The sequence below is a fragment of the Paenibacillus germinis genome (genome assembly GCF_013141785.1).
Classification (GTDB): Bacteria; Bacillota; Bacilli; order Paenibacillales; family NBRC-103111; genus Paenibacillus_E; species Paenibacillus_E phytorum.
In genome coordinates, this window is the sequence record NZ_WHOC01000082.1 from 36,731 (window position 1) to 55,166 (window position 18,436).

The 18,436-nt window shown below is 42.6% G+C and carries 22 protein-coding genes; 16 read left to right on the forward strand and 6 right to left on the reverse strand.

Annotated features, from left to right (window positions below):
- Nucleotides 1-40: 40 nt before the first annotated feature.
- From GC102_RS16920 to msrB, 5 genes are all read left to right on the forward strand, one after another.
- Nucleotides 41-796, forward strand: coding sequence for a DUF2087 domain-containing protein (locus GC102_RS16920; protein WP_171690590.1), 756 nt, complete (start codon nt 41-43; stop codon nt 794-796).
- A gap of 35 nt (nt 797-831) precedes the next feature.
- Nucleotides 832-1,185 (forward strand): GIY-YIG nuclease family protein, encoded by a 354-nt coding sequence (locus GC102_RS16925; protein ID WP_171690591.1) that lies wholly within the window; start codon nt 832-834, stop codon nt 1,183-1,185.
- Between the two features lie 186 nt (nt 1,186-1,371).
- The gene (locus GC102_RS16930; RefSeq protein WP_246320961.1) at nt 1,372-2,169 is read left to right on the forward strand and encodes a polysaccharide deacetylase family protein; all 798 of its coding nucleotides are present in this window, start codon (nt 1,372-1,374) and stop codon (nt 2,167-2,169) included.
- A 629-nt stretch (nt 2,170-2,798) separates the two neighbouring features.
- Nucleotides 2,799-3,731, forward strand: coding sequence for a manganese-dependent inorganic pyrophosphatase (locus tag GC102_RS16935; RefSeq protein WP_171690592.1), 933 nt, complete (start codon nt 2,799-2,801; stop codon nt 3,729-3,731).
- Nucleotides 3,732-3,839: 108 nt separating this feature from the next.
- A complete protein-coding gene (msrB, locus tag GC102_RS16940; protein ID WP_171690593.1) occupies nt 3,840-4,823 on the forward strand; it encodes a peptide-methionine (R)-S-oxide reductase MsrB in 984 nt (327 codons plus the stop codon).
- Between the two features lie 68 nt (nt 4,824-4,891).
- On the opposite strand, the gene GC102_RS16945 is transcribed toward msrB, so the two are convergent.
- Together GC102_RS16945 and GC102_RS16950 are read right to left on the reverse strand one after the other, a co-directional pair.
- Nucleotides 4,892-5,140: a hypothetical protein gene (locus tag GC102_RS16945; RefSeq protein WP_246320962.1), complete on the reverse strand. Its 249-nt coding sequence runs from the start codon at nt 5,138-5,140 to the stop codon at nt 4,892-4,894.
- Nucleotides 5,141-5,188: 48 nt separating this feature from the next.
- Nucleotides 5,189-6,079: a cation diffusion facilitator family transporter gene (locus tag GC102_RS16950; RefSeq protein WP_171690594.1), complete on the reverse strand. Its 891-nt coding sequence runs from the start codon at nt 6,077-6,079 to the stop codon at nt 5,189-5,191.
- 237 nt (nt 6,080-6,316) lie between these two features.
- Here GC102_RS16950 and GC102_RS16955 point away from each other — a divergent pair, with 237 nt between their 5' ends.
- The 3 genes from GC102_RS16955 to GC102_RS16965 all read left to right on the forward strand — a co-directional run bounded on the left by GC102_RS16955 (nt 6,317) and on the right by GC102_RS16965 (nt 8,423).
- Nucleotides 6,317-6,958, forward strand: a complete 642-nt coding sequence (locus tag GC102_RS16955; RefSeq protein ID WP_216628080.1) for a serine/threonine-protein kinase — start codon at nt 6,317-6,319, stop codon at nt 6,956-6,958.
- A 31-nt stretch (nt 6,959-6,989) separates the two neighbouring features.
- On the forward strand, nt 6,990-7,259 hold the full coding sequence (locus GC102_RS16960) for an HPr family phosphocarrier protein (protein WP_171690596.1): 270 nt from the start codon (nt 6,990-6,992) through the stop codon (nt 7,257-7,259).
- A 129-nt stretch (nt 7,260-7,388) separates the two neighbouring features.
- Nucleotides 7,389-8,423 carry a Gfo/Idh/MocA family protein gene (locus GC102_RS16965; RefSeq protein ID WP_171690597.1) on the forward strand — a complete coding sequence of 345 codons (1,035 nt, stop codon included), beginning with the start codon at nt 7,389-7,391 and terminating at the stop codon, nt 8,421-8,423.
- A 730-nt stretch (nt 8,424-9,153) separates the two neighbouring features.
- Here GC102_RS16965 and GC102_RS16970 read toward each other — a convergent pair.
- Nucleotides 9,154-10,050: a YitT family protein gene (locus GC102_RS16970; RefSeq protein ID WP_171690598.1), complete on the reverse strand. Its 897-nt coding sequence runs from the start codon at nt 10,048-10,050 to the stop codon at nt 9,154-9,156.
- Nucleotides 10,025-10,459, reverse strand: a complete 435-nt coding sequence (locus GC102_RS16975) for a hypothetical protein (RefSeq protein ID WP_171690599.1) — start codon at nt 10,457-10,459, stop codon at nt 10,025-10,027. The genes GC102_RS16970 and GC102_RS16975 overlap by 26 nt, the downstream gene beginning before the upstream one ends.
- A gap of 246 nt (nt 10,460-10,705) precedes the next feature.
- Here GC102_RS16975 and GC102_RS16980 point away from each other — a divergent pair, with 246 nt between their 5' ends.
- The 6 genes from GC102_RS16980 (at nt 10,706) to GC102_RS17005 (ending at nt 16,156) form a co-directional block, all read left to right on the forward strand.
- Nucleotides 10,706-11,398, forward strand: a complete 693-nt coding sequence (locus GC102_RS16980) for a class I SAM-dependent methyltransferase (protein ID WP_171690600.1) — start codon at nt 10,706-10,708, stop codon at nt 11,396-11,398.
- Between the two features lie 126 nt (nt 11,399-11,524).
- A complete protein-coding gene (locus tag GC102_RS16985) occupies nt 11,525-13,450 on the forward strand; it encodes a DUF2334 domain-containing protein (protein WP_171690601.1) in 1,926 nt (641 codons plus the stop codon).
- 231 nt (nt 13,451-13,681) lie between these two features.
- Nucleotides 13,682-14,113, forward strand: a complete 432-nt coding sequence (locus GC102_RS16990; RefSeq protein WP_171690602.1) for an NUDIX domain-containing protein — start codon at nt 13,682-13,684, stop codon at nt 14,111-14,113.
- A gap of 4 nt (nt 14,114-14,117) precedes the next feature.
- Nucleotides 14,118-14,636 carry a GNAT family N-acetyltransferase gene (locus GC102_RS16995; protein ID WP_171690603.1) on the forward strand — a complete coding sequence of 173 codons (519 nt, stop codon included), beginning with the start codon at nt 14,118-14,120 and terminating at the stop codon, nt 14,634-14,636.
- A gap of 119 nt (nt 14,637-14,755) precedes the next feature.
- Nucleotides 14,756-15,805 carry a YheC/YheD family endospore coat-associated protein gene (locus GC102_RS17000; RefSeq protein ID WP_171690604.1) on the forward strand — a complete coding sequence of 350 codons (1,050 nt, stop codon included), beginning with the start codon at nt 14,756-14,758 and terminating at the stop codon, nt 15,803-15,805.
- Between the two features lie 159 nt (nt 15,806-15,964).
- Nucleotides 15,965-16,156, forward strand: a complete 192-nt coding sequence (locus tag GC102_RS17005) for a hypothetical protein (protein ID WP_171690605.1) — start codon at nt 15,965-15,967, stop codon at nt 16,154-16,156.
- Nucleotides 16,157-16,187: 31 nt separating this feature from the next.
- Here GC102_RS17005 and GC102_RS17010 read toward each other — a convergent pair whose 3' ends face one another.
- Nucleotides 16,188-16,856, reverse strand: coding sequence for a phosphatase PAP2 family protein (locus tag GC102_RS17010; RefSeq protein ID WP_171690606.1), 669 nt, complete (start codon nt 16,854-16,856; stop codon nt 16,188-16,190).
- Nucleotides 16,857-16,995: 139 nt separating this feature from the next.
- Here GC102_RS17010 and GC102_RS17015 point away from each other — a divergent pair, with 139 nt between their 5' ends.
- Entirely contained in the window at nt 16,996-17,508 is a 513-nt protein-coding gene (locus GC102_RS17015) for a DUF6886 family protein (RefSeq protein ID WP_171690607.1), read from the forward strand.
- A gap of 18 nt (nt 17,509-17,526) precedes the next feature.
- Here the strand turns inward: GC102_RS17015 and GC102_RS17020 are convergent, their stop codons facing one another.
- Nucleotides 17,527-17,826, reverse strand: a complete 300-nt coding sequence (locus GC102_RS17020; protein WP_171690608.1) for a hypothetical protein — start codon at nt 17,824-17,826, stop codon at nt 17,527-17,529.
- A gap of 295 nt (nt 17,827-18,121) precedes the next feature.
- Between GC102_RS17020 and GC102_RS17025 the strand changes: the two genes are divergently transcribed.
- A complete protein-coding gene (locus GC102_RS17025; protein ID WP_029198301.1) occupies nt 18,122-18,430 on the forward strand; it encodes a hypothetical protein in 309 nt (102 codons plus the stop codon).
- Nucleotides 18,431-18,436: the final 6 nt, after the last annotated feature.

An 18,436-nucleotide genomic window follows, 5' to 3' on the forward strand; every position in this document is an offset into this window, starting at 1 on the left:
ATGTCTAGTATATAACAAACTTTATTAGGAAGTGTTTGCTTTGGAGATGTCTGAAATGTTCTGGAAAGCCTCACTCGATGAGTGGAAACGCGGCTATGTACAGGAAGATCATAATTACATTTGTTTACTTTGCGGCAAGAGAACGGAAGCGGGAATTATTTATCCCCAGGATGGTGTCTTGTATGAGGCAGAGCGTTATCTGAAATGGCATATTGGGCATGCGCATGGATCTGTCTTTCAATATTTTGTCGGATTGGATAAAAAGCTTACCGGTCTGACTGATCATCAGAATAGTTTGCTTCAGCTTTTCTATGAAGGAAAGAGCGATAGTGAAATCCAAAAGGAATTGGGCATTGGCAGTGCCTCAACGATTCGGAATCATCGATTTGGATTAAAGGAAAAAGAGCGCCAAGCCAAGATTTTTGTGACGATGATGGAGCTGTTGAAAGAGAAAGATCAGCATGCGCCAGCTTTTGTAGAGATTCATAAATCGGCCAAGATGGTGGATGAACGATACAATATTACGGAAGATGAGTACGAGAAGATCATTAAGAAGTATTTCCCTGATGGTACGTCAGGTGAACTAGTCTCATTTTCACAGCAAGAAAAGCATAAAGTCATCGTGCTGCGTGAAATTGCTAAACGATTCGAACGGGATCGCTTTTATGGTGAAAAGGAAGTAAACGAGATGATCAAGCCAGTCTTTCACGACTATGCCAATATACGCAGATATTTGATTGAATATGGCTTTCTCGATCGACAACCAGACGGAAGTCAATATTGGCTGAAAGGATGAATATGAACAACATGAATAAAAAGGAGACCAACGAGATGAATCGTAGACAAGAGCTGCAGCAGCAATATAAAGAAACGAAGAAGGAAGCCGGTGTATTTCAAGTCCGTAATACGATTAATGGAAAGTTGTGGGTTATAAGCACGAAGAATTTAAAATCTATGAATGGGAAATTAATGGAATTACAAATGGGCACGCATCGGAACCAGTTACTTCAGAAAGATTGGAACGAGTTTGGTGGCGATGCCTTCGTGCTTGAGGTTTTAGAAGTGCTCAAAGTGAAGGAGACCGGTTACTTCGACGAAAACGATGCGCTGAAAAAGCTGGAAGAGAAGTGGCTTGAGGAGCTGCAGCCATATGAGGATCGCGGTTATAATAAGCGGAAGGCTTAAGGATTTGATGTAAGTAATGTGAGAGGTTTAGCAGGGATTCTGCTGAACCTCTTTTTGGGATGTTACTTGCGATGTATGCATACTAGCCATAGGGGACGGAGAAGCTGAGTAGACATGTGCTGGTGTTAAGCGATTCCAGCGAAGTGTAGGAGAATACTTGAATGAGATGTGTGGAGTATGAATGATATGAAGACTAATAAATATTTGCGAATTGTGCGAATGCTCGCGATTTCGTGGCTCTTTCTGGCATACTTTGTGCCAGCAGCAACCCGAGCATCCGCGTCCCAAGTCGCAGCGGATGAGCAGCAGCACGGGATCGCGGTTCCCGTGCTGAACTACCACAGCATCGGGGTGGAGCCAGGGAACACGTACGTGCTCCACCCCGATATGTTCGCGCGCCAAATGGACTATTTGGCTGCGCATCACTATACTCCGTTGACGCTGGGCGACTTCGCGCGCATCATCGAGAAAAAACAACCGTCACCGGAGAGGCCCGTGCTGCTCACGTTCGATGACGGCTACGCGAACAACGCTGAGGTGGCGATGCCGATCCTCCAGCGGCACGGCTTTCCGGCGACGCTGTTCCTGTCGCCAGGATTCATTGGCCAGCCAGGCTACTTGAGCTGGCCACAAGTGCAAGAGCTGAGCGCGGCGGGGTGGGACATTGCGCCGCATAGCATGACACATCCGCATCTCCCACAGCTCAGCATTGAACAGCAGCGCGAGGAGATCACGGAATCGCGCCGGCGTATTGAGCATGCGCTTGGGAAGAGCGCAGATGTTTTTGCTTATCCGTTTGGCGAGTACAACGAGGATACGTTGAAGATCTTAAAAGAGGAGGCATTCCGCTATGCCTTCACAACGAAGGAAGGATATGCTACGCCAAACCAGTCGCCATATGAACTAAGTCGAATTGTCGTTCGTAGCGAAGATGATTTTGCTACATGGGTTCAGAAGCTTTCAAATTCGGCAAGAAGGAACTAAAGGTACCCACGTAGAGTCAGTAAGTCTAGTCGGCGTATCTTGTTTCAAATCTAACTAGACTGTATTGGTGTAATGTATAGCTGAAGGCGTTTGTTTTAGATTGTGAAAGCGAATTTGTAGAATGTGGTTTTGTTTCCGGTTAGAAGGAGAAGGAGAAGTAAAAAGAGAATTAGGAAGTCAGTTTGACAGCCTATTCTTGAATTATTTGAGGTGATGTTGTACATCGTACAACAATTCTCGTGGGTTTCTCCTCACCTAGCTGTCAATGTTGTATGCAGTACAACAATTAAGCCTTATTTCCTTCTATGGAGCTACTTTTGGGAGAAAAAGTTGTAATTTATGCAACAATCGCGTGGTATTCGCGGAATTACTTGCATATTCTTGTACAAAATACAACAACTTGGACCAAACATTATTTTGAACTAAACATTGCTTGAGCCAACCATTATTTGAATCAATTTAAGCCGTTTATTCTGGGGATCAACAGCTCTTACCAGACCCAATTCAGCCCATTTTTTAATTCACACTAAAGCTTTTGGTTTAGTAATGGATTTAACGAGATTTTTTAGTATAATCGTAAATAGAGATTATAAGCTCTAACTACACTATTTCGGTTAAGGAGTCGTACAATGTCAAAAACACTAATTTTCGGACATAAAAATCCGGACACTGATTCAATCACATCAGCAATTGCTTATGCTGCACTGAAAACGAAATTAGGCCAAGAGGTTGAGGCTGTTCGTCTTGGCAGCGTGAATGGTGAAACTCAATATGCTTTGGATACTTTTAAAGTTGCAGCGCCTCGTCAAGTTGAGACTGTAGCGAATGAAGCAGCTAATGTCATCTTGGTAGACCATGTTGAACGTCAACAAAGTGCTTCAGACATCGATCAAGTACGTGTTGTGGAAGTCATTGACCACCACCGTATTGCTAACTTCGAGACTAGCCACCCGCTTTACTACCGCGCAGAGCCAGTTGGTTGCACAGCGACCATCCTAAATAAATTGTACAAAGAAAACGGAGTTTCCATCGACAAAGACATCGCAGGTTTGATGCTTTCAGCTATCATTTCAGATTCCTTGTTGTTCAAATCCCCGACTTGCACGGAGCAAGATGTTGCCGCTGCTCGTGAACTTGCTGCAATTGCTGGCGTTGACGCTGAGACGTATGGTCTGGAAATGTTGAAAGCCGGAGCAGATCTAAGTGATAAAACAGTTGCACAATTGATTTCTTTGGACGCAAAAGAATTCCAAATGGGCAGCTACAAAGCTGAAATCGCACAAGTGAATGCGGTTGATGTTAATGATGTTCTTTCCCAGCAAGCTGAAATTGAATCCGCGCTTAATGCCATCATCGCTGAGAAAAACCTGGACTTGTTCTTGTTTGTTGTTACAGACATTCTTAACAATGATTCCGTTGGTCTTGCCCTTGGGCGCAAAGCTGATGCTGTAGAGAAAGCTTACAACGTTACACTTGTAGATAACAAAGCGCTGCTCAAAGGCGTAGTTTCACGTAAATCTCAAATCGTTCCTGTTATTACGGATATCTTCAACAACCTGTAGGAATCAGCTTTATTACGAAGACACCGTTCTGGATGAACGGTGTCTTTTGGTTGTTCGCTCATTTTTTGGTATGATAGAGGGGATTCGAAAGGAAGAGGTGATGCAGAAATGGTTGATAACGTTCAACAAGGCAATTATGAAAAGGCGACTTTTGCTGGTGGATGTTTCTGGTGTATGGTTACACCATTTGAGGAACTGCCAGGTATTATATCCGTTGTGTCAGGTTATATTGGCGGTCACACAAGCAATCCGACTTACAAGGAAGTATGCTCGGAGACAACAGGACATGCAGAAGCGGTTCAAATTACATTTGACCCCGAACTATATCCTTATGATAAATTACTTGATACATTTTGGCGTCAGATTGATCCCACGGATGCAGGAGGTCAGTTCCATGACCGCGGATCGTCTTACCGGACTGGGATTTTCGCCCATAGTGACGAGCAGAAAGAGAAAGCGGAAGCTTCCAAGCAAGCACTTCAGGATAGCGGTCGATTCGATCGGCCCATCGTGACGGAGATTGTTCGGATTGATGCTGAAGCCTTTTATCCAGGGGAAGATTATCATCAGGACTACCATCACAAAAATCCGCAGCATTACAAGGCCTACCGCAAAGGATCAGGACGTGATTCCTATATTGAGAAGCATTGGAACACAGCCAAGGATAAAGCGGAACGTAAGCAAAAATTAACACCGATTCAATTTGAAGTAACGCAAAATAATGGGACAGAGCGGCCATTTGAGAATGAGTTCTGGGACTCTCATGAGAAGGGCTTGTATGTGGACATCGTTTCGGGCGAGCCATTATTCAGCTCCTTTGACAAATTTGATTCCGGCTGTGGCTGGCCTAGCTTCACGAAACCCGTCTTTGAAGGAAGTGTAAAAGAGAAAACAGACACTAGTCATTTCATGGTGCGTACAGAGGTGCGAAGTCATGAAGCTGATTCCCACCTAGGTCACGTATTTAATGATGGTCCAGGGCCTAATGGTCTCAGATACTGCATTAATTCAGCTGCACTTCGGTTTATTCCGTTATCAGATCTGGATAAGGAAGGCTATGGCGCTTATCTTCGTTTTTTTGAAGAGAAGTAAGGCCTTCAGGTGAGAATTACAAAAAAGACGCTAATCAGGATGAAGATCCTGACTAGCGTCTTTTTCATTTACGAGGATGTACGGTTAACTACATAGAGAATCAGCGCAAGCACTCCAAGGGCAATCGCAACAACATAGAATAACGTCAGTCGAGACCAATTTCCTTTGGTTTTGTTGTCATATTCGGGATTGCCTTCTTTATTTGTTCGGGAGTGACCAATGATCACTGTAAATAAAACTGCCGCTATTAAAATGACAGAAAAGATTAAATAATAAGCATTGCTTGACATCTCAGCACCGCTTTCTGTTATTTTCATGTTATTGAGCCATTATAAACTTATTTTAATAAAATGAAAAATGGACAGTCATTCTTTATACCAAGGGTTCAAATGGATAAGGACTTCATCTACGTCACCATGCTGTTCCATAATGGATTTCTTGATAGCACGGGAGATATCATGACCTTGTTGGATCGTGAGCTCACCAGGAATCGCAACTCTGGCATCCACTAAAATGTAATGACCGTGTTCCCTTGCGCGAATACGATCAATTCGTTTTACCTGTGGAACCGCTTGGATTAACTGCGTATACTGGTGCAGCTTTTGTTGATCCACCGTTTTCTCCATCAGGACATCAAAGGCTTCCTTGCCCATTTCCACAGCTAATCTCAAAACTAATAATGAAACGATAATTCCCGCCGCTGCATCTCCGTAAGATAACCAGTGAATGTTATAAGTTTTACCAACAAAGGCCAATCCAATTCCAATAACTGCCGCCAGTGAGGCGTAAACATCGGCCAAGTGATCCTTGGCTGTAGCAATCAGCCCCTTACTGTTCGTTTTGCTGCCAATTTGCATCGTATACGCATAGAGGACATATTTCCAAGCCATAGAAACAGCTGCAGCAATAAAAGCAACTAAGCTTGGCGCTAAAGGTTCGTGGAAAAATGCGGATGTCGAATGATAGGCAATATAAATGGCTGCTAGCGCAAGGATAAAAGCTACAAATCCAGAACCTAACACCTCTGCTTTGCCATGGCCATAGGGGTGGTCTTCATCGGCCGGAAGCTTGGAAATTTGCATCGCGCTGAGTGCTGCGATTGTGGCAATAATATCACCTGCGTTATGAACCCCGTCTGCTAACAAAACCTCACTGTGAAACAGTAAACCTATCACGATTTTCATTGCGGTGAGAATAATATTGCTGATGAGGGATAGCCATATTGCCCAGAAAGATGATTTGTTGTTGTCGTACATCAATGATGACCTCCTCCAGAAGTGTTTCCCCAAGGAAAAAAAATCCCTTGACCAAGGGTCAAGGGATTAGCTTCATTTTTATATGGGAATCTAGCAAATTATAATAATAGGGCATATTCAACACTTCACTTTACACAAATATCTTTGTATAATACCACACATAGCAGCAATTAACAAACCATGATTCCGTAACCTGCACATAGGATGAGAATATGGGAGGGGAGCAGAAATAGAAGTATGTTAAAGCCTTGGCTGATTGAAATTGAACATCAATTGCTTCCGAATTTGGAGCTTTACAGTGAACAACCTTATGATCCTATTGTCGTACACTATAAACCTAAGCCATGGAAGGTAGTTGGTTCAGGTAATTATGCAGCTGTACTCTCACATCCGAATTATCCCGAGGTTGTGGTTAAAGTATATGCGCCAGGCAGACCGGGAATCCAAGAGGAAACAGAAGTTTATCGACGTCTAGGTAAACATCCCGCATTTTCAGAATGCATGCATGCAGGGGACAATTATTTGGTACTGCGACGTTTGACCGGAGTTACTTTATACAAATGCTTACATCGAGGGCTTCCGATTCCACGACAGGTCATTACAGACATAGATGAAGCACTTGCTTACGCAGTAAGTAGAGGTCTAAACCCACATGACGTACATGGGAAAAATGTGATGATGAATGATGGCAGAGGATTAGTAGTCGACGTGTCTGACTTTATGAAAAGCGAATATTGTCCGATGTGGGACGATTTAAAAAGTGCCTATGACCGTTTCTATTATCCTTGGGTGCGTAAAATGCCTATTCCCGACTTTGCTTTGAATGTAGTTAGGAGAAGCTATCGCAAATGGAAGAAATATCGCAGGAAGAGCAACTGAACCGAAATTTATTTATAAGGAAGGTTCATATATGAGAGTACATGAATTTGAGATCCATTCAGATTTACAACGAGGCGATTTATCGGCCATATCTGTTAAATCTTCTCATTTTATTTCGGACATTACAATAGACTTCGATCTTGATCATAAGCACCATATTGTGGATGTAAAAAGTCTTTTGGGCATGCTTCTAGTCCCGATCAAAGCTGGAACAACACTTCGTTTGCTCACAAAAGGCAAAGATGAGGAAGAGGCCATGCACTTTATGTTTGATTTGTTTGAGCCATACCGAGGGGATTAATTACTGGGCACAATATTTGACCCTATTCTCACAAGATTGGATAGAGAATATCCCTAGGAAAAGGGATAAAATAAAGCGTAATAAGGCAGCTATACGCAATTTAGGGATGATATTGGAGGAATGTACGAGATGAGTAAGTATCACATCGTGGTCGTTGGTTGCGGCAGCATGGCGAATGTATGGGTCGAGTATATGTTAAAACGTGAGGATAGCGACATTGTCGCGCTTGTTGATATTAAGACGGAATTCGCACAAGCCATGGCTGACCGCCATGGTCTTACCTGCGGCGTCTATACCAATCTGGAGCAAGCTATTCAGGAAAGCGGTGCTAATCTGGTACTGGACATCACGATTCCGTCCAGCCATTTCCAAGTGTGCGGTACAGCACTCCGGCAGGGATGTGACGTCTTCGGCGAGAAGCCGATGGCCGCCACGATGGCGGAAGCGCGGGAGCTAGTGCAGCTGGCGGAGCGGACGGAAAGATCCTTCTCCGTCATGCAGAACCGTCGCTACGACGCGAACATCCGTTCACTGCGGGAGATCATCAACGCGGGCACGATTGGCCGCGTTGGTTATGTCGGCGCCGATTTCTTCTTGGGGCCGCATTTTGGGGGCTTTCGCGAGGCGATGGAAAGCCCGCTTATTCTAGACATGGCGATCCATACGTTCGATCAGGCTCGGTTTATTACTGGGGCAGACCCCGTCTCGGTGTACTGCCAGGAATTCAACCCGCCCGGCTCGTGGTACGCCGGGAATGCCTCTGCCATCTGCATCTATGAGATGTCAGACGGCACTGTGTTCTGTTACCGCGGCTCCTGGTGCGCGGAAGGGGCGCCGACCTCATGGGAGGCGGCTTGGCGTGTGACCGGCGAGCAGGGCACCGCTCTGTGGGACGGAAGCGGCGCACCGTACGCCGAGATCGTCGCCGCCGGCGACCAAGCCGGCAAGTTCATCCGCGACTACACGAGAGTGGACGCGGATGTGAACTGGCCCGGCCGCAGCGGCCACGCCGGCTGTCTTGACGAGATGTTCGCGGCGCTGGAAGAGGGCCGCCGCGCGGAGACGGACTGCCGCGACAACATCAAGAGCATGGCGATGGTCCTTGGCGCACTCGAAAGTGCCAAGCTTAGCCAGAAGGTTGATCTAAGGAACTACTGGAACTAGGGCGCTTGTGTGCTGATTCTTTAAGGTGGCAGGGGGAATTTGTTGATGTCTATGTTTCCACTGGCTATGGTAGCAAGTTACTTCGGCGATAATAGGATGCTCACTCTTCGCTCAACTCATAGAATACAAACAGAGCTAGCTAGAGATGAATTGAGAAAGTAAGAGTTGTAAATGGTCCATCACTTCCTCTCATACGTATCTTCATTCCAGTCCTTATTTGCATATTCGTACCTCACTTCCTCATACATATCTTCATCCCAGACATCTTTTCCATTGGATTTAATACAGTGTTTTTCCAAAACTGAGAGCGGGATGGGGTACTGCATTGGATATTTCCAATGGAGACGTCTGAATTTGACTCAAACCCTCGATTTCTGAACATTTGATTGGATTTTGTCCAATCAAATGACTAATTCCGTGTTGAGATCAGATATCTGTTGTATATCATCCAATGGCGGAAGTGGCTGAGCGAAAGGATGAAGATGTGGGAGATGAATTGAGATAGTAAGAGTTGTCAGCAAAACGGTTCGATTCTCTCTTTTGCAGTCTGTAAAGCTGATTTATACCGCTAAGGTTAGGTTGTGCGCGCAAAGTGGCACCTTAGCGATGAAAATCAATCTTAAATAAGCCAAATCCGGCTGTATCCTCTTTAAGGCCACGGCCCAATCGTGCAAAAAATAAAAGAGGTTAAACAGTAAGCTCTGTTTAACCTCTTCTTTGTCATTTCCCTTTAATGAATATCTTTCTTCTTAAATCTGCCGCCTTTTACATCATGGATATTGCCGATGGCGAGGAAAGCTTTGGGATCCAATTCGTCCAAGATTGACTTGAGCTTGGCTTCTTCTAGTCGGGTGATGACGCTGAAGATCACTTTCTTGTCATCTCCTGTAAATGCGCCTTCGCCCTTAAGATAGGTTACGCCGCGGCCAAGTCGAAACGTTATGGTTTCCCCAATCTTGTCGGATTCATCGCTGATAATCCATACGGCTTTGGATTGATCCAGGCCTTCGATGGTGATATCAATCATTTTGAAAGCAATGTAATACGCAATGAGCGAGTACATCGCATGATCCCAACCAAAGACAAAGCCTGCGCTGGCGAGAATAAAGAAGTTGAAAAACATCACGATTTCACCGACCGAGAATGGCGATTTTTTACTAAATACAATGGCGACAATTTCTGTTCCATCAAGCGAACCGCCTGAGCGAATGACTAATCCTACACCGATACCAAGTATGATTCCACCGAAAACTGCGGCTAGCAAAGGATCAATCGTAATCGCTTGTACCGGATGCAGTAGGGAGGTTCCTATGGACATAAGGACAACAGAGAACAAGGTAGAAATGGCAAATGTTTTGCCGATTTGTTTGTAACCTAAAAGTAAGAAGGGTAAATTCAAAATAACGAGAAATACGCCTAATGGGATTTTTGTCAAATGAGAGAGGATGATTGAAATCCCTACAACGCCGCCATCAATAATATTGTTGGGGACTAAGAAAATTTCTAAACCAATAGAAAATAAGGCAGATCCGACGAGCATGAAAAAAATTCTACGTATAAATTTAATGCGGGTTATTTTTTGATGTTGGGAGCGTGCTTGTTCAGCTCCAGCTGATAAGTTTGACATGATGGGTTCCTCTTTTCCAAATTTCATTCCGTTGGGTTCTAATGAAAAATGAAGGAATGAGGCCCGTGTAACCCGATATGAATTTAAGAAAAGCTAATAAGATACCTTTTAATCGCTCCCATATTTTGGATAATATAAAAACAATAAAAACGACAAATACGGTCATCTCATATTGTTTGTCATAATCTTCGTGTCTCTGAATCTGGTCTTCGTGAGCTCGTATGGTTTCTCTGGTAGGCGGTTGATCTTGAACGGTTAAGACATGGGTCGTATTGGATAGAACGAGTATATCGGTATCGGTAGAATAGTGATGTGAAATTGGCGGTGTCAAAGGAAACACGAACAGCCCAAGAATGATCCAGACCAAAATCGTCCACTGCCATTTATGTTTTAAATGATGCAGGAGCATTCCCTCCAATCATGATTTGCAACCAAATTTGCTTGAATTGTAGCATTTCAGTCCCACTGAGTCAAACCTGAAAGCGGTATCCTTTTTTATTTTCAAATCATGAACAGCGTGATAAGATTGGAGTGTATTTGTGATGTCTAATTTGTAAGCGCATTCAAGTCTATCTCTTCTCAAAACTCCTTCTAGCGCTTGACCTTAACCTGAGGTTAAGGTTTATTCTTAGAAAAACTTGAAGGAGGAATCAGTATGTCTCGAGATCATAACATTTATCAAGATAACGCAGAAACATACGACCAATTAATTAGTAAGCAACCCAATTTAGCAAAGGTGATTCATGAGATAAGGCCTTATGAGCAATTGGATGTGGTGGACTTAGGGGCAGGGACAGGAAGGCTTTCTATGTTTCTGGCCGCAGAAGCCAATTCGCTTTGGTGTCTGGACAGTTCCAAGGCCATGCTGAAAGTGTTAGAGAAAAAGTTAACTACATTATCTTCTAATAGTAACTGGCGAACGATTGTTTCTGACCATAGAGCATTGCCAATTGATGATGCTAGCAAGGATCTCGTTGTAGCAGGGTGGAGCTTATGTTATCTGGCTAGTTCGAATAATGTGGATTGGGAGAATAATTTGATACAAATGATGTCTGAAATTAGACGCATTCTTAGACCAGACGGTACGGTGATTATTCTGGAAACTTTGGGAACGGGGTTTGCGGAACCGACGAGATATGATTATTTGGCACCCTATTATCATTTGTTAGAAACCGAATATGGGTTTGAGCACTCCTCGTTAGCTACTGATTATAAGTTCAAAGATGTGAATGAGGCTGTACAGTTAACCTCGTATTTCTTTGGAGAAGATTTTGGAAATCAAGTAAGGGAAAATAATTGGCATGTGGTACCTGAGTATGCAGGCATTTGGTATAAGCACTTCAATTAATAATACCAAAAATTATCGTAATAACTTATAATAGACAATTTTTCATGGATATAGTCCAATAAACCTAAAGTGTTTGTGAATCGCTTGGTTTAGAAAAATGATCCAGCATCCTTGGGGGGAGTTTGCATGTTGAGGATCTTATTACAGAAAAACAATTGGATGCGGTATGTGATAGCAGGCATCGTTTCGTTAAGCTTATACATCGGTTTATATCACATCATTACCGTTGAAGGAGCCGACAATAATCCGCGATTCATGATGCTTCGGTTAGAGGACATAGGTCCTGGTGGCTATTATAGTACACCTGAAGGGCTCGGAAAGCTGAGAGCCGTCTTTGATTATCTACATCAGCAGCATGTTCACTTCAGTATGGCGGTCGTCCCGCGTTGGATCAATATAAGTCAAGATGGTACACGTTATGATCGTGCTATCGATCAATTAGATAATGACTATATTCAAGCTTTTGATCGAGTCCTAAGAGACGCTGTTGATCACGGCGGATCTATCGGCATGCATGGTTATACCCATCAGGTAGGAAATGTTTATCGTGAGGATGGACATCAAGCCTCAGGTCAAGGCAACGAATTTAATGTGATCGATATGCCTGAAACAGCGACTACTGCTTTTGCGGAACAGCGTGTGCAGGAAGGTTATCGCCGTTTTCGCCTTGCGAATTTATCGCCTCATTTCTGGGAAGCGCCGCATTATCATACAACGCCAGAACAGGATAAGGTGTTTCGTTCTTATTTCGGCCTCTTATATCAACCAGATGTTACGATCGATTCCAACCCACCTGCAGCTCAATACAAGAATGCTCAAAATAAGGGCTTTGGAAATACGTCGTTTGGCAATGTATTCGTACCGACAACTCTTTCATATATACCAAGTGGAAAAGATGAGAAGTTTATTCTTAATCAAATGGGGAAAACAGGGCGAATTAACTCCTTTTTCTATCATCCTTTTTTGGAGTTCAGTCATCTCGTGCCGGTTGTGGATGGTTGGGGTGAACAGATATGGAAGGACGGTATACCGCAATATCAATACGCTGGTGAGAATAAAAGTGTGTTACAAAGGCTAATCACACAAATTCATATGAAGGGTTATCCGTTCTATTCCATTCATGATTACGTACCCTTTGCACCATCTGTGAGTCTGAAGGTAGGCAGCACGAAATCTACGCTCGTACAAATTGGTAACGTTACAGGCAGGAATCAAGATGACATTGTGACATGGGATAAAAAGACCTCTAATCTGTCGGTCATTCAAGCTCAGTACACAGGATTACGCAATGAAAACCAACCTGTGCCTCAGGTTTGGATGTCCTTGCCGTATGCAGATGGCTCATCTTTTACACTTAATGGGATGAATGATCGGAATAAAAAAGGGCTTTGGGTCGTTCGACCTTCCGGCAAGCTTGAGAGTTATTCTTCAAATGGGACTTCGTTCGTACGACAACAAAGTTGGACGATTCCGGCTAAACGTTGGTACGATTTGTATGAATTGCGTCAGCCTAATGGGGACTGTATCCTTGCCGGTCAATCGAAAGATCGAAGTCAACTTCTAGGTGTTTATATGCATGATGGGAAGGTTAAAGAAATTAAGCCATATACATTCAGGTCCAATTCTTCAAGGGATTTACTTGTGAGAAATTTACGAAATGAGGATAATCAACGCTTGTTTTTGTTTAAAGAGAATACCTCCCAAGGTGTGGAGTTTGAATTGGATACAGCGAACATGCAATGGAAGCTGAATAAGGTTTCACTGAACATTCCTGATGAGCTTGGCGGCGTCCAGTTCGGTGATTTTAACGGAGATGGCAAAGAAGATATTTTACGCACCGACACCAAAAATTTAACGAACCGTGTATATCTACAGACAACGGAGAATGAATACAAGCTGCTTTCGGTTTTTGGACCATGGGGCCTAATGAATGGACGTTTAACAGTTGCTGATTTCGATGGAAACGGGAAAGTTGATATCGCGATGTTACCAAACGATGATGGCCAATTGGATGTTGCTTTGTCCTATCAGAGTCTGAATGTTAATGAATAAGAAGCAATTGAGGGGGCCGTTTGGCTCCCTTTTTTGAAATATAAGATTTTATATGTTTCACACAATAAGCTGGCTATATTTCTAGATAAACGCTTCCGTCCTAAGAGGACGGCGTAGCCGTTTATTTTGCTTAACAATTTACAATACAAAGTGCAATTTGTTAAAATTAGTTATTCGTTAGTGGGATTTAAAGGAAACATGATAAGGAAATGCAAATCAAGGAGGATCATTTTGAGAACACCTATTTTATATGGCTCCGTGCACGTATTGTTTTATAGAAACGAAGAAGTTTTATTATTGAAGAGACAAAATACCGGGTTTCAAGACGGAAATTGGAGCGTTGTTGCAGGCAGGATGGATGGCGGTGAAGAGGTCATCGCAGCTGCAATAAGAGAAGCGGAAGAAGAAGCTGGGGTTGTCATCAAGCCTACAGATATTGAAATCATCGGTGTTATGCATCGCAAAAATACGACGTCGGAATGGGTGGACTTCTTTCTAAACGTACATAGCTGGCAGGGTGAGATTACGAATAAAGAGCCAGAGAAGTGCGAGCAATTGAAGTGGTTCCATTTGAAGGAGCTTCCAGACAATATGGTTACCTATATACGGCTTGCTTTAGAGAAGAAACAACAGGGACTCTGGTTTGAAAGTATAGGATGGTGAATATATGAGTAGTGTTAAAATCGACATCAGAAATATCCGAGTAGAAGAAGCCAAGGGCTATTGGGAGCTGCGGCTTGAGGCACTGCAAAAACACCCTACTGCATTCGGCGCTGCTTATGAAGAATCGGTCTTACTGCCAATGGAAGAAGTGGAGAAACGAATTGGTCAAGACAGCAGCAATTATATATTGGGTGCTTTTACAGCAGAAGGTCAGCTTATCGGGACAGTAGGATTTAAACGAGAGCAAAGTCTAAAACTGAAACATAAAGCCTTTATTTGGGGTGTATACGTATCGGAGAACTACCGCGGGGAAGGGATTGCGAAACAATTAATGGTAGAAGTGATCCATAGAGGGAAACAACTAAAAGGTTTGAAGCAAGTGACCCTTAGTGTTGTAACCACGAACGGAGCAGCTCTTGACCTCTACCGCAAATTAGGCTTTGAGTCGTATGGTGTTGAACCTAATGCTTTGGAATATGAGGGTCAGGGCTATGATGAGGAAATGATGGTTTACATGTATTAGGAGCTATAGTTAAAAACGGAGAGCTGCCATGTGCGGCTCTTTTTTGCAGCTATTTGGACCAGGTGGACTCTGACTGCATACAGTGTAAAAGATGATCCTATTAGACGGAAGGTGATAACGTGCGCAGTGTGGTTGGAATTCTTCTAGACCGAAGAACTTATTTAGGCATTCACAGGCAGCAGACTGGATATGAGCGAATCGATCTTTACAATAAAGCCGCAGAAAATCTCGGAATGACGCCTTTCTACATGTGCCTCCAGCATATTAGTGAGAAGTCAGCTCTAGGTTTATGCTATGAAAATAAAAAGTATCGACTTATTAGGCTCCCTATTCCTAAAGTCACTCATAACCGTGCAATGACGCTTACACCGTATTTACAAAAGCAATTAGCGCTTCTTTCCAATTCAAGTATTGTATTCAATGGGCAAAATCGCCATGATAAACTTCGTATTCACAAGTTACTAACGACAAACAAATCAATTCGAGAGTATCTTCCTGAATCTATGGCTTATTCACGTGAACAATTGGTAGACGCTATGGAAAGATTTTCGTCACTTTACATTAAACCAACGAATAGCAGCATTGGTAAAGGGGTGATTAAAATCACTCAGAAGGGAAACGAGGATTGGCAGCTTTGTTGGAGTAATAATGAACCGAAAATGCTAAGTGAAAAGAAATCACAAGCTGTTATCCATGAAAAGGTTGGAACACAAAGCTATCTCATCCAACAAGCGATATCTTTGGCAACGTATCATGGTCGACCGTATGATCTAAGGATTTCTGCCCAGCGCGGAGATAAAGGGAAGTGGCAGATAACAGGCATTGCAGGCAAAGTTGCTGCATCAGGTAGACATGTTACGAATCTGGCTAAAGGCGGAGAAGCTAAGCGATGTGAAGAGTTGTTTCGGGCTAGCGGCTTTGATCCTTACCGAATGAAGGCTGCTGTTGAGCAAGTTTCTTTGATGATAGTTGAAAATCTGAGTGAGCGAATTCCAGCCATAGCAGATGTCGGATTAGATGTTGGCGTTGACGATGATGGGAGAATTAAGCTTATTGAAGTGAATGGAAGAGATCAGAGGTATGAATTCAAGCAATTGAAAATGCATCAGACTTTTAAAAATACGTATGAGACACCATTACGATATGCTAAGTTTCTATTAAACCGTTGAAGTTTTTTTAATGAATCTAGCCCTATCTTCTGTGGGGCTATTACATAGGAAATAGAAGAAATGGGGATTAACACTACTATAATTGGCTTATTCAACTAGGACACAAACAGCGTGTTGCGAATAAACTTTAATATGGCGTTGTAAAGGTGGAATCCGAAGGTGAAAAAACGTGTGCTAGTTATTAAAATGAATTTATTACCCTGGTATAATGAACTTGATGATTATCTAGATATCCATCATTCAGACTTTCCAGGGCTTGTCCGTGATCAAATAGAAAAAATAGACGAGTATTCGATTGACTTCATAAGTCGATTTGAAACGAGATTGAGGCAAATTAGTAAGGATACTTAGCCAATTTACCTCCGCAGCTGATGTTGAACGGTTAGGAACTTTTTTGCTTTATTTTTTTATTGTAAGCTCGATACTCTTTATACCATTGAAAGAGCCATACTCCTAATGTGAAATAGACCCCGCTTGCCAAGTATCCGCCAATGACATCACTAGGGTAATGAACCCCAAGATAAATCCTACTCATACCGATTAGGATGATCATAAGGACACAGAGTATGATGATGATACTTCTCCCGATTCTCGTAGAGAGATGCCGCCAAAGTAGAAAGGCAAGTGACGCGTAAAGTGCGAATGCTTCCATGGAATGTCCACTAGGAAAGCTGTAGCCAGTTTCTTGTATAAGTCTATGTAAGTCGGGTCTTTGACGAACAAAATATAATTTGAGGAGAGTATTAATAATGGCTGTACCTGCCACTATGGAGATAAAGAAAATGAGCTCAAAGCGATGATGCAAAACAAAATAAAGAAAAAGCATGGCAGAGAGTGCAAGTATGACCACTATCGGGGTTGAACCAATAATAGTGAATACTTTCATGAATAAGGTGAGTCCAGGCGATTCCATTCCTTGAATGATAGAAATCATGTGGTGATCGAATTGCGCGAGCTGTTGGCCCTGAATGAGGGTAGCAACTAGAGAGAAGCATATAAGTGAGAGGATGCAAAGAATGAGGACAAACGTAATCTTAAGTTTTGGGATCATGGTAGGTTCTCCAAATTTACAATTTAGTGTTTACAAATATTTAGTATAGCATAAGGTTTATTTATGTATACGAGACTTAATGTTAGATAAAGGTATTTCATCATACTTCTAGAATTATGGATCATGAAGAGGTGATCCGATGGAATTATATCATTTTAGCCATGAACCCGATATTGAGGTATTCATCCCAAGAGTAAAGGCAAATCGTACGGACATGCCTCCGGTTGTATGGGCAATTGACCCTGAACATGCCTTTACTTTTTACGTCCCACGGAATTGTCCGCGCATTGTTTACAAGAGGTCAGCAATGATGAGTGAAGAGGATGAGCGAACGTTTTTTGGAGTAAGTTCCTCAGACACGGTCATGGTGATGGAGAACGATTGGTATTCACAGATCAGTCAGACAACCATGTATCGGTATACATTTGCAAGGGAAGGCTTTGAACGGTTTGACGAAACCGCAGGTTACTTCATTTCTCAGCAAACGGTCAGACCTCTAGACATGCAGCCCATTAGTCATTTATTAGGTCAATTAATGGCATTAAATATTGAAGTAAGATTTACACCGAGATTAACTAAACTCCGAGAAGCCATTCTTGCTTCAACGCTCACTGATTTTGGTATTCATCGATTTGAACATGCAAAGCGGTAATAACTAGTTTTACATTTTTTAGAGTTTGAATCTCTCGATCTGCTCCCATTTATTCTCGAGTTCTAATATTCGCTTTTGCATGGGGCCGAAGAGGTCGAAGTGCGGATAGGAAGGACTATAGTGAATATATTGCGGGTTCAGTCCATGGGATACACACCATTTGGATAACCGATCCAAATCAGAACACCCCACCTTCGTGACGGTTCGAATGCCAACAAAGCGTTTATCCAGCCAGAAATGAGTCAAAAAGGCAATCTCGCCGCGGCTAACGGCAGCCTTCCATTGTTGAAGTTCTTCTCTTTTTATGCCAAAGGCCATTGGGATTCCATCCTTTTTGCTTAGAATTCATAAAAGTGTGTTATAATTATACAATATAAGACAAGATGAGGCAGGGAATGACCTGCTTCTTTTTATTTTTAAAAATGAATTTGGCTTTTGTATTGCTTCATACCCATAAAAACAAGTAAAATAGAAGAGAAGCATTATTTGATCGATGTAAAGCCAACGATGCCAACAAGGGATTGGATCCTTTTCAATGAGGAAGAACCAGACGGTCAGCATGTTTTTACCCACAAGAAAATAAACGGTTTAAAGGAAAAGGGGACATTTAAAAGTGAACGTTCATTTAAATTTTACGAACAAGGGAAAACTGGTTATTGAAAATTTTAACAATGAGGAATTAATTGAAATTTTCAGCCGATACATCAACACGTTAACGAAGAAATACGCGGTAGATGTTAAGGTCCTTGCAGAAGCTAATCAGAACATTGTTGAAGACGGTTCATTCAAAGTTATCCTTTCCAATGTACAATGTGATGTTGAAACTTTTTTCAAAGAACTCGGAAGAGACATTAAAGTGCCTTTGAAAAAAAGATCCGATGGAAAATTGGAGAACGTATTTAAAATTCAGGTTATTGAGTAAATTACG

Bases quoted from the DNA above. Each gene is read 5' to 3' on its own strand.
- GC102_RS16925 (WP_171690591.1), top strand. From the start codon at position 832: ATGAATCGTAGACAAGAGCTGCAGCAGCAATATAAAGAAACGAAGAAG.
- GC102_RS16930 (WP_246320961.1), top strand. From the start codon at position 1,372: ATGAAGACTAATAAATATTTGCGAATTGTGCGAATGCTCGCGATTTCG.
- GC102_RS16935 (WP_171690592.1), top strand. From the start codon at position 2,799: ATGTCAAAAACACTAATTTTCGGACATAAAAATCCGGACACTGATTCA.
- msrB (WP_171690593.1), top strand. From the start codon at position 3,840: ATGGTTGATAACGTTCAACAAGGCAATTATGAAAAGGCGACTTTTGCT.
- GC102_RS16945 (WP_246320962.1), bottom strand. From the start codon at position 5,140: ATGAAAATAACAGAAAGCGGTGCTGAGATGTCAAGCAATGCTTATTAT.
- GC102_RS16950 (WP_171690594.1), bottom strand. From the start codon at position 6,079: ATGTACGACAACAACAAATCATCTTTCTGGGCAATATGGCTATCCCTC.
- GC102_RS16955 (WP_216628080.1), top strand. From the start codon at position 6,317: ATGTTAAAGCCTTGGCTGATTGAAATTGAACATCAATTGCTTCCGAAT.
- GC102_RS16960 (WP_171690596.1), top strand. From the start codon at position 6,990: ATGAGAGTACATGAATTTGAGATCCATTCAGATTTACAACGAGGCGAT.
- GC102_RS16965 (WP_171690597.1), top strand. From the start codon at position 7,389: ATGAGTAAGTATCACATCGTGGTCGTTGGTTGCGGCAGCATGGCGAAT.
- GC102_RS16970 (WP_171690598.1), bottom strand. From the start codon at position 10,050: ATGTCAAACTTATCAGCTGGAGCTGAACAAGCACGCTCCCAACATCAA.
- GC102_RS16975 (WP_171690599.1), bottom strand. From the start codon at position 10,459: ATGCTCCTGCATCATTTAAAACATAAATGGCAGTGGACGATTTTGGTC.
- GC102_RS16980 (WP_171690600.1), top strand. From the start codon at position 10,706: ATGTCTCGAGATCATAACATTTATCAAGATAACGCAGAAACATACGAC.
- GC102_RS16985 (WP_171690601.1), top strand. From the start codon at position 11,525: ATGTTGAGGATCTTATTACAGAAAAACAATTGGATGCGGTATGTGATA.
- GC102_RS16995 (WP_171690603.1), top strand. From the start codon at position 14,118: ATGAGTAGTGTTAAAATCGACATCAGAAATATCCGAGTAGAAGAAGCC.
- GC102_RS17010 (WP_171690606.1), bottom strand. From the start codon at position 16,856: ATGATCCCAAAACTTAAGATTACGTTTGTCCTCATTCTTTGCATCCTC.
- GC102_RS17015 (WP_171690607.1), top strand. From the start codon at position 16,996: ATGGAATTATATCATTTTAGCCATGAACCCGATATTGAGGTATTCATC.
- GC102_RS17020 (WP_171690608.1), bottom strand. From the start codon at position 17,826: ATGGCCTTTGGCATAAAAAGAGAAGAACTTCAACAATGGAAGGCTGCC.